Source organism: Nodularia chucula CCY0103, from assembly GCF_963923915.1.
GTDB classification, from domain to species: Bacteria; Cyanobacteriota; Cyanobacteriia; order Cyanobacteriales; family Nostocaceae; genus Nodularia; species Nodularia chucula.
The window spans coordinates 17,587-27,248 of the sequence record NZ_CAWUOL010000072.1; the positions used below are offsets into that span (position 1 = coordinate 17,587).

Below are 9,662 nucleotides of genomic sequence, written 5' to 3' on the forward strand. Positions count from 1 at the left end.
TATTTTACTGCTACAACATCTTAATTGATGGATATAAATAATTTTTATACAAGAGGTAAAGCTATATGCTGTAAAATTGTCATTGGTCCCTGTTCTTTGATTACCTGCATTTCCTGCTCGTTTCGTACTAGCAATGCTCCTGCAAATCCTAAAGAGTTGACACCTATACCAGCAAATTCTGCGTGCGATCGCGGTACAATCAACATCCATTCTCTTGTAGCTAAAAGATTATAAGCCCCAGATTGTCTATGATCTTCTTCTACTGTTAAATCCACAGCACTTAATAAGCTCTGATATAGCTCCAGTGTCCTTACTGCGGCTTCTAAAGGGGAATTACTCCAATTAGGGTCTAATTGCGTGAAAGCATGGATAAAAGGCAATTCTGGTATAGTTAATTCTGCTGATTTCAGTAGCGGTTCTATCGGTATTTTTAACTCTGATTGAGTAAGTGGTAAAGGTACTATTTGCAGATGTTTATGTGGCTGACTGGCTCCGGCAATTTTACCGCCATTGTAGAATACTAAACCATCAAACTCAGCTAAACACGCCCACATTGCCGTAAAATCTTCCAGGGTGAGTAATTTTTCCTGTTCTTCAAAGGCGCGGGTAATAATTAGTATATGATGGTCAACAACATTAAATTTGTTGAGTAGACAAACATGAGTTGGGGAAATATCCGCCACGAATAAATCTGGTTCGTAGGGAAGAAAAGGGTTAGTGTTTTTCTTTTGTTGCTGATTTTGATCTTTGCGGATCAGATTAGATAAAATCCTCACTAAAAACTTGATCCCATGCTGCTCAACAAATTCAAAATCTGTGGGTATTGATAATAACGCACCACATTTTAATGCATATTCAGTCTGTTCCTTGATCCTGTTCCACAAAGTACCAGATTGCAGTAATATTTTTTCCTGTACTATTTCCGTTTCTTTAAACATAATTGAAGTGTTATTCAGCCGACTATTGATAGCAGTTATGAACTATAGGAATCCTATTTTATTTCTGTTGGCGTAGCCTGCGCTTTGCGCTTACAACTGAAAAAGCCGTTCCCTACTCCCCACTCCCCACTCCCCTAAAAGAACATCACTTCACCCAATTCTTCAAATATTGCTTCAAACATATCATCGTCATTGTCTTGATGCATAGAACGCAGGTTGACAGGTCCACTGAGAAATTCTTTAATAGTAATTTTCTCCTCTCGAAAGTTCTTAACAAAATCCCGAATTGCTGCAACATTTTCAATTTCTGATTCTACTTGTTCCGCCATACTCCCAATGGGATCTATGCCTACTTTCGCGGCTTTACGACAATCGGAAACCATCGCCCCTTCTGGAGTGTGTTTCATTTGCCGCAGTTCTTGTTTTAATGTCTCGTATTGATTTTTGAGTATTTGGTTTTGCTGTTCTATCCTCATACATTGACGAGTTAAATCATCTGCACTATTCATATCAATATAGTTACCTACTTGATATTGTTGCTCAATTTCCAATAGTCGAGCTAAGTCACCCTCTTGGTAAGCCTTATTAATTTCTTTCATGATTTCGGTATGATGCTTTTGGGTTTCGCTATCTTTTACCTTATCGGGGTGAAATATTTCGGCTAAACTTAAGAATGTCTGACGAATTTTTCTAGCAGCATCTGATTTTTTATCAACAGAAAAATCTATATCCTCTGGCGCTGCACGATATTGATAATTTTCTTCTGTATTTGGATCTGAAAAATTATCTTCTTGGTCATGATTTCCAAAGATTTCGTCTAAATCTATGTCTTCTTCTTCATCTTCCAGATCATCTTTAGTAGGCTTAGGGGTGATAATTCTAGCTAACTGAAGTTGATAATAAATGGCTTCAATATCTTTTCTAGTCTGCTTACCCAATTTTCTGCGGGAGAAGATTTCATCAAATAGGGTATGAATCTCTCTATCGATATCTATCAACTTTTCAAACTTGGGATGACAGCGATTAAATATATCTGTGGCGACGGAACGCATCTGTTCAGCAAAATTTTTCAGTTCGGTGCGTTTTCTCTTAATTTGTTTCAATAGCCACTGGTGTTCTTGATCTAAACTTTCTAGGCGGATATGAATAGATGAAAGCGCCAGTGATGTTGTATTTGGGGACTGGGATGAAGATGTTGATTTTCTCGGCATAAGAAAGGCCAGTCTGAATAGGTTGACATCTGATACAGATCCTACAGCGAAAAGATTCAGTTTAATCAGTTAATTCGGGCGATCGCACGGGTCACAATTGCGGCAAACTGAAAACAGATCATTAAGAAAGGAGAACCAAGCTTATGAGTTGGACTAAAGTGCTTTCGGCGGATGTGTTAGCCTCAGAGGGTAGACAGGTGGTAAAAGTTGGCACACGGAAAATTTTGCTGGTGAACCACAACAATCAGCTTTATGCGGTGGATAATACCTGTCCCCATTTAAAAATGCCCATGAAAAATGGCAAAATTACTGAAAATGGGGCGATTGTTTGTCCTATACATCGGAGTGCTTTTGACTTAGGTACTGGTGAGGTACAATCTTGGTGTCCTTGGCCTCCCGTTGTCGGTAAAGTTCTATCTAAGATTTCACCAGAAAAGTCCCTACCAGTATTCCCGGTGCGTGTGGAGGAAGGTAGTATTTGGGTTGATGTAGAAGAATAGTCACCTGTAAAATTGCAAGCGATCGCTGTTCCTAGCCTAACTTAAACTCAAGGCGATCGCTTGCCCCCGTGCATAACGGCTCAATTCAGATTGCTATAGTAAAGATGACAAAGTTATCAGTGGAGTATGAATTATGCTCGAAAATCGAGACTACACCCTAATTATCGACAAAAGCGGTAGTATGGCTACCCCAGACCAGAAAGGTGGTAGAACCAGATGGGTATCAGCACAAGAATCTACCTTAGCCTTAGCGAGTAAATGCGACCAATTTGATCCCGACGGCATCACTGTATATTTATTTTCCGGGAGATTCAAGCGTTATGATAATGTCACAGCCTCTAAGGTGACACAAATCTTTCAAGAAAATGATCCCTCTGGTTCTACAGACTTAGCAGGTGTCTTAAAACACGCCACTGATGATTACTTTCAACGCAAAGGTGCAGGTGAAACTAAGCCCAATGGCGAAATTATCTTAGTCGTTACCGATGGCGAACCAGATGATCGCAAAGCGGTAATGAAGGTAATTATTGAAACTTCTCGCCGGATGGATGTGAATGAAGAATTAGGTATTTCTTTCATTCAAGTGGGGAGAGATGCACAAGCTACCCGCTTTCTCAAGGTTTTAGATGATGATTTGCAAAGCGCTGGCGCTAAATTTGATATCTGCGACACCATTACAATGGATGATATGGAAGATGTCACTTTATCAGAAGTGCTACTCAATGCCATTATGGACTAGGATAGATTCAGATAAACCTAGATTTTAACTGGGTACTAATTAATTTAAAATCATGGATTCTCTGGATAAGCTGCTAAATGAACTCAAGGCTGAATATCATCCAGCTAAACCCGCAGCATCACAACCACAGAAAACTTCAGCTAAGTCATTTACTCCACCACAAAAGCCTACATCTTTAGAAGATAATCTTTTAGCAGAAGTTAGGGCTGATTTTGCCGAACTAGATGCAATTGCGGAATTGAAAAAACAGCAGGAACTAGAACAGGAAAAAGTCCAAAAAGCCCAAATTCAAGCTCAAAAGTTTGCAGCTTTGCAATCAGAAGCGGAAGCATGGTTAAAACAATTAGCTCCGTTGTCTTCTGAAGGTATTTGGTTTGAAACATTTGCTCAAAGTTACCCCTCAAAATTAGAGGCGGCGATCGCATATTTACAAACTAATGGATCAAGCTAATCTTGAATTGGCAAAAAGTGTTCAACAGCCCATTCATGCATTGCATACAAAATTGGGATCAGACTTTTTCCCAAAGTTGTCAATGAATATTCTACCTTTGGGGGGATTTGTGCATATACTTCACGATGTATAATCCCATCTTCTTCCATTTCTCTAAGTTGCTGAGTTAGCATTTTTTGGGTAATTCCCGGTAAACTACGCTGCAATTCCCCAAAGCGCTTGACTTCTGAGATTAATTCTTTAATAATCAAAACTTTCCAGCGTCCGCCAATTACTTTTAATGTGGTTTCAACTTCACAAGTGAGCCTGCTATGTGTTTGCGCTTCAGCTTTCATAGTTACTTTGGAGTAAGTACCGTACTTTTAAGTGCCTACTTTCCATATTAACTGTACTTGGTTTAAAGTCTACTTAGTGACTTTTTCGGTCATTAATTTTCAGGCTATTTTGTACCCATCTGCATAGTTTCTCTGGGCAATTTTTTTATGGCAAATATTCTGCACATTGATACTAGTCCCCGTGGTGAACGTTCGATTTCCCGCGCCCTTACCTCTGAGTTCGTCACATCTTGGAAAGACACTCATTCTGGGGTAAATGTTACTTATCGGGATTTAGGTCGCAATCCTGTTCCCCATGTAGATGAATCATGGATTGCTGCTGCTTTTACACCAGTTGAAGCACATACACCTGAACTGACTGAAGCAATTAAGGTGTCTAATGAACTAGTGGATGAGTTCCTGGCTGCTGACTACTATGTTTTTGGTGTGCCAATGTATAACTTGAGTATACCTTCTACCTTCAAAGCTTATATTGACCAAATTGTCCGGGTTGGTAGGACTTTCGCTATTACAGAGAATGGTTATCAAGGTTTGGTGGATAGCAGTAAAAAGGTGCTAATTATTACTTCTCGTGGTGGGACTTTTCCGCCAGGAACCCCCTATGAAGTGTATGATCAGCAAGAACCCTATCTTCGCATCCTTTTGGGTTTTATCGGACTCACAGATGTGACTTTTATCCATGCTGATAGTCTCAACTTAGGTGATGAACCTCGGCAAAAATCCCTAGCCGCAGCTAAGGATGCGATCGCCCAATTGGTAAATAATTGGTAAAAATTGGTACATATTATTTTCACCCCTCCCAACCTCTCCTTACCAAGGAGGCGAAGACGGTGGGGTTATTTTTATGGCTGTTGATATAAAAAAGGTATAATTTGCCAAACTTAGCAGAAAACCAAGTTAATTATACATCATGCCTCTAGATAGATTCTGGGGGGTTTTTTAGCTATGAGAATCATTTAGTTACCTAGATTTGCCAAGCTTTAAACCACTTATTTACAACTGTGTTAATGGTTTTTTTAATTTGATGTTTACGATACCACTTTTGAAAAGCCATTTCGTATTCTTCACCTTTAGTTTGAAAGGTATTCCAAGCATCTAAGCCTAATGTCAAACTGCAAAATAGTAAAAAATACAATGACCAAGAAAGAGTATTCCCACCGATAAAATCTAGCAGGATTAAAAAACCGTTAATAATGGCATAATTACCAAGACGTTTCTTAAATTTGCCGATGCGATAGGAATTAAAAGCCTGTCTTTGTTGAATTTCGCTACGTTGCGATCGCCAGTCAATTTCTGCTAAATTCAGCGCATCTGGTGATATATCTAGTTCTTTAGCAATTTCCAAAATTTCTTCATAGGAAAATTCCTTATTTTGGTCATCAGCTTGACGTGCGATCGCTAACTGAAGAATACGCTGCACATCTTCTTGGCTATAAGAATAAAGGCTGTGAGGTTCAAATTCCGTCATAGTTATTATCTGTGAGTGTTACCTTTCCTAAAAATTTGCCCCCCGGTAGCTATAGCAAAAGTCAAAAGTCAAAACTGAAATACTTGCTGTGACTGGGCTTTAGACTTTTCCTCTGTCCTAATCTCTTTGGCAGTTGCTACATATACTATCCAGCTACATCAACATGAAAATTATTTCTACTACACCTACACTAACAAATCTCCAGAATTATTAGCGGGGTTTTGGTTGCACAAAAGTGTAAATATCTTGAATAGCTTGCACCCAACCATTAGAGACAGATTCCAGAATGCGATCGCCTTTTTCCCTAGTTGCGGTTGTTGCATCCCCAATCACCCCAGATTTACTGATATCTTTAGTTGCCCAAGACACAGGTAAATTTCCCTCTAAACTCAGTGAACTGCTTTGCTTGGGTACTGGTGGATACTCCGCCACAGCTTGCTCCATTCGCACCTGTTCTGGTAAAATCGCCAGCATAATGCTAGTTTCCGCATCTCCAGCGTGCATACCTTCGGCTGCTTCCTTGGGTGTCAACAATTCTTTAGTAATATTTGGTACACGCCAAGTAAACAAAGGAAACACCAAAAAATCATCATACTTAATATGCAAATCCCGCGCCACCATTTGCATAACTTGGGGTTGTCCACCGTGGGAGTTCATCAACACCAATTTTCTAAACCCAGCCCGGTAAATACTCTCAGCCATTTCCCTAATTACTGCTGTCAGAGTTTCGGTACTCAAGGTAATGGTTCCGGGAAAGTGCCAATGCTCATTCGATTTACCATAATACAGGGTGGGTAATGCATAGGCGGGGATACTTGCATCAAGTTTTTTTAGGGCTTCTCCCAGAACTCCCACACCGATAGCAGCATCAACTATTAACGGGAGATGGGGGCCATGTTGTTCAATCGCGCCCACAGGTTGAATGATCACTACATTTTCTTTATTTTCCATAGCTTGGATATCAGTCCAAGTCAGGTAGGGAAAAAACCGTTGTGGGGGAATGAAACTATGCATCTTACTACTATCGCGTCATTTTTATATTAGCGGGATTTGAGGAAATAAAGTATTTTGTCCCCAGTCTCTAGTACACCAAGCAGTAAGAATATAATGAATGTATTAATTGGGCTAAGTTGATATATGGGAATCGCAACCAACCGACCAATTCAACAGAAAGCACTCAGCTTTGATGAGTTTCTCGTCAGTTATCGTGACGATAACCGTTATGAACTTATTGATGGAGATATATTTGACTTGGAACCAACAGGCTTGCATGAAGAAGTTGCAGCCTTTATTACCACAAAGGTATGCGTTCAGATCGACCAAATGCGATTGCCTTGGTTTGTGCTTCAGCGAGGACTTATTCGCCCTGCTAACATTGGAATGACTGCATTTCGACCTGATGTGGCAATTATCGATCGCCATGAGCTTACTAAAGAACCAATTTGGAATGAGCAGTCAATTCTAACATTAGGCAGTTCAATTAAATTTGTAGCGGAAGTTGTGAGTAGCAACTGGCAAAATGATTATGCCCGTAAAGTCGAAGACTACGCAACTCTAGGCATTCCCGAATATTGGATTGCCGACTACGCTGGATTGGGAGGTGTTCGACATATTGGGAAGTCCAAACAACCAACTCTCTCTATCTGCACACTAGCAAATGGAGAATATGAAATTGAGCAATTACGAGGTAATCAGATAGTTGTTTCGACTACTTTCCCTAACCTGACATTGACAGCCGCAGAAATTTTAAAGACTTTTTAAATAGCGATCGCATCAACTTTGAGTGATAATTTGCGATAACATAATAATTTAGAGGAAATGTGAAACTATAAAAGCGATGGGAGTAGTTTTTGATTTTACTTATTTACCTCAACTCCCAGTAGATAGTTGGGACAAGTCCTTGAGAACCGTGATTACAGAAAATGGGTGAGGTAATTATTAAATTATCTAAAGGTGGAAGAATAAGTAACATCTTCTTGATATTGTAAACTTACGATTATTTTTTATTTATAATTATGCGTATTGAAGAACTACATTTAGAAAACTTTCGAGGCTTCCAAGAACTGCACTTGAATAAGTGTCCTTCCCAGTTGCTTGTTTTCATTGGATCTAATGGTTCAGGTAAATCATCTATTTTAGATAGTATTGCTATACTTTTATCAAGATTTATACACGAATTACTTTCTAATGAACCTTATTACAAAAAACTAGAGTTTGATCTCACGGAGGATGATATAAATATAAATGCATCTAAAACACAAGAATCTATTCGTATTGTCATAGACTCAGATATAAAACTTTCTTGGGAGATTTCCATAGACAGAGATAAATTCAAATCTGTAATCCAGAAAAAAGAAATTAATCAGTATATTTCCAATTTACATCAAACATTAAAAAATGAGCCTAGTTTATCCATACCATTATTAGTTTATTATCAAACACAACGAAGAGTTATAAACTCTGCTTCTGGAAAAAGAATTAATCGTAAACGCAATCAATTCGATGCTTATAAATCAGCATTTTCAAACAATATCAACGATTTTAAAGAATTTTTTAATTGGTTTAAAGAAGAAGAAGAATATGAAAATGAAATTCGATTAAGAAAAGATAATAGCTTTAGAAATCCCAGCCTTGAAATTGTAAGAAAGGCTATAGAAATATTTTTAGAATCTTTCCCTGATAGCACGTTCATAAATCTTCATGTTGCTCGTGTAAGTAGTAGAGAAATAACTAATCATCGTTTTGATAGTCCTTCATTAGTTATTGAAAAAAATGGTGACCCCTTTAAATTAGATCAACTTTCTGACGGTGAGAAAACTTTACTGATGATAGTAGTTGACATTGCACGAAGATTAGCAATTTTAAATCCTAGTATTACTAAACCTTCAGAACTGCTAGAAAAAGGAACAGGAATAATATTAATTGATGAAATAGATTTACATTTACATCCTCAATGGCAAAGAATTGTTATTCCTAGTTTTAGAAAAACATTCCCAAATTGTCAGTTTATTGTTACAACTCATTCACCCCAAGTCTTGAGTGAAGTGAACCGAGAAAACGTATTTATTTTAGAAAATTCAAAAGTATTAGAATTTACACCTCACACTTTTGGGAGAGACAGTAATTCAATTCTGTTTGAAGTTATGGGTGTAGAAAAAAGACCTGTGAAAATGCAGGAAAGAATAGACAAATGTTTTGAAATGATAGATAATGATAACTTAGAGGCAGCTAAACTAGAACTGCAAAATTTATCTGAATTATTAGGCAATAATGATCCAGATATGATTCAAGCTTATACACTTATTGACTTTTTAAACAGGGTAGAATGAAACGCATTATTAAAGGTGCTGAACCTCCATGTCTTTTAAAATATCGACAAATAGATGGGGCAAATTATGAGGGATATAGTCCAAAAAAGCCTTTAAAAGAGGCATTGTTGACTGAACAAGGTTATATTTGTTGCTATTGTATGCGACGAATATCTATAGATAATATGGAAATTGAACATAACAAAGCTCGAAATAAGAATTGCTATCCAGAGTTACAACTAGACTACAAAAATTTACTAGCTTCTTGTACTGGTAATAGAGGTAAAGGATTAAAAAATTTTCATTGTAATGCAAGAAAAGGATATTACGAAGGAAAGAATAACATTTGTAAAATAAATCTTAATCCAGCAGATAGTAAGAGAAATTGTGAACATTACATTAAATATAGTGCAAATGGAGAAATATTATCTACATCTGATGATGAAACTATTAATCATGAGCTAAATGAAATTTTAAATCTTAACCTTCAAACTCTCAAGGATAATCGTAAAACCGCATTTTTTACTGTAATTAATGCGTTAAAGAAAAAATTTTCTAATAAAACTTGGTCAAAAGAAGCTATCCAAAAGAAAGTAGAAGAACTTAGTAGCAAGGATGCAGAAGGTAAGTATAGTCCGTACTGCCAATATATTGCTTGGCAGAAGTGTTGAATGTTAAGAAAGAGGTGATAAAAATAACCCAAAATATGGTA

General features: G+C 37.6%; 12 protein-coding genes. 7 read left to right on the top strand and 5 right to left on the bottom strand.

Annotation, left to right across the window (positions count from 1 at the left end; all coding sequences use genetic code 11):
- Nucleotides 1-44: 44 nt before the first annotated feature.
- The gene (locus ACM0OP_RS17560; protein WP_414529721.1) at nucleotides 45-920 is read right to left on the bottom strand and encodes an ATP adenylyltransferase family protein; all 876 of its coding nucleotides are present in this window, start codon (nucleotides 918-920) and stop codon (nucleotides 45-47) included.
- A gap of 152 nt (nucleotides 921-1,072) precedes the next feature.
- Nucleotides 1,073-2,149: a J domain-containing protein gene (locus ACM0OP_RS17565; RefSeq protein WP_414529710.1), complete on the bottom strand. Its 1,077-nt coding sequence runs from the start codon at nucleotides 2,147-2,149 to the stop codon at nucleotides 1,073-1,075.
- A gap of 143 nt (nucleotides 2,150-2,292) precedes the next feature.
- Between ACM0OP_RS17565 and ACM0OP_RS17570 the strand changes: the two genes are divergently transcribed.
- The 3 genes from ACM0OP_RS17570 to ACM0OP_RS17580 all read left to right on the top strand — a co-directional run bounded on the left by ACM0OP_RS17570 (nucleotide 2,293) and on the right by ACM0OP_RS17580 (nucleotide 3,839).
- Nucleotides 2,293-2,649, top strand: coding sequence for a Rieske (2Fe-2S) protein (locus ACM0OP_RS17570; protein ID WP_414529711.1), 357 nt, complete (start codon nucleotides 2,293-2,295; stop codon nucleotides 2,647-2,649).
- A 133-nt stretch (nucleotides 2,650-2,782) separates the two neighbouring features.
- Nucleotides 2,783-3,388 (top strand): vWA domain-containing protein, encoded by a 606-nt coding sequence (locus tag ACM0OP_RS17575; RefSeq protein WP_414529712.1) that lies wholly within the window; start codon nucleotides 2,783-2,785, stop codon nucleotides 3,386-3,388.
- A 52-nt stretch (nucleotides 3,389-3,440) separates the two neighbouring features.
- Entirely contained in the window at nucleotides 3,441-3,839 is a 399-nt protein-coding gene (locus ACM0OP_RS17580; protein ID WP_414529713.1) for a salt stress protein, Slr1339 family, read from the top strand.
- Here ACM0OP_RS17580 and ACM0OP_RS17585 read toward each other — a convergent pair.
- Nucleotides 3,836-4,174 (bottom strand): winged helix-turn-helix transcriptional regulator, encoded by a 339-nt coding sequence (locus tag ACM0OP_RS17585; protein ID WP_414529714.1) that lies wholly within the window; start codon nucleotides 4,172-4,174, stop codon nucleotides 3,836-3,838. The two genes, ACM0OP_RS17580 and ACM0OP_RS17585, sit on opposite strands and share 4 nt — an antisense overlap.
- 147 nt (nucleotides 4,175-4,321) lie before the next feature.
- Between ACM0OP_RS17585 and ACM0OP_RS17590 the strand changes: the two genes are divergently transcribed.
- Nucleotides 4,322-4,945 (top strand): FMN-dependent NADH-azoreductase, encoded by a 624-nt coding sequence (locus tag ACM0OP_RS17590; protein WP_414529715.1) that lies wholly within the window; start codon nucleotides 4,322-4,324, stop codon nucleotides 4,943-4,945.
- A gap of 193 nt (nucleotides 4,946-5,138) precedes the next feature.
- On the opposite strand, the gene ACM0OP_RS17595 is transcribed toward ACM0OP_RS17590, so the two are convergent.
- Together ACM0OP_RS17595 and ACM0OP_RS17600 are read right to left on the bottom strand one after the other, a co-directional pair.
- Nucleotides 5,139-5,642: a 2TM domain-containing protein gene (locus ACM0OP_RS17595; RefSeq protein ID WP_414529716.1), complete on the bottom strand. Its 504-nt coding sequence runs from the start codon at nucleotides 5,640-5,642 to the stop codon at nucleotides 5,139-5,141.
- A 210-nt stretch (nucleotides 5,643-5,852) separates the two neighbouring features.
- On the bottom strand, nucleotides 5,853-6,656 hold the full coding sequence (locus ACM0OP_RS17600) for a creatininase family protein (protein WP_414529717.1): 804 nt from the start codon (nucleotides 6,654-6,656) through the stop codon (nucleotides 5,853-5,855).
- A 123-nt stretch (nucleotides 6,657-6,779) separates the two neighbouring features.
- On the opposite strand from ACM0OP_RS17600, the gene ACM0OP_RS17605 reads away from it, so the two are divergent.
- From ACM0OP_RS17605 to ACM0OP_RS17615, 3 genes are all read left to right on the top strand, one after another.
- Nucleotides 6,780-7,403: a Uma2 family endonuclease gene (locus tag ACM0OP_RS17605; protein ID WP_414529718.1), complete on the top strand. Its 624-nt coding sequence runs from the start codon at nucleotides 6,780-6,782 to the stop codon at nucleotides 7,401-7,403.
- Nucleotides 7,404-7,657: 254 nt separating this feature from the next.
- Complete coding sequence (locus tag ACM0OP_RS17610) at nucleotides 7,658-8,971, top strand: AAA family ATPase (protein ID WP_414529719.1); 1,314 nt, start codon at nucleotides 7,658-7,660, stop codon at nucleotides 8,969-8,971.
- Nucleotides 8,968-9,621 (top strand): retron system putative HNH endonuclease, encoded by a 654-nt coding sequence (locus ACM0OP_RS17615; protein ID WP_414529720.1) that lies wholly within the window; start codon nucleotides 8,968-8,970, stop codon nucleotides 9,619-9,621. Before ACM0OP_RS17610 ends, ACM0OP_RS17615 begins: the two co-directional genes overlap by 4 nt.
- Nucleotides 9,622-9,662: the final 41 nt, after the last annotated feature.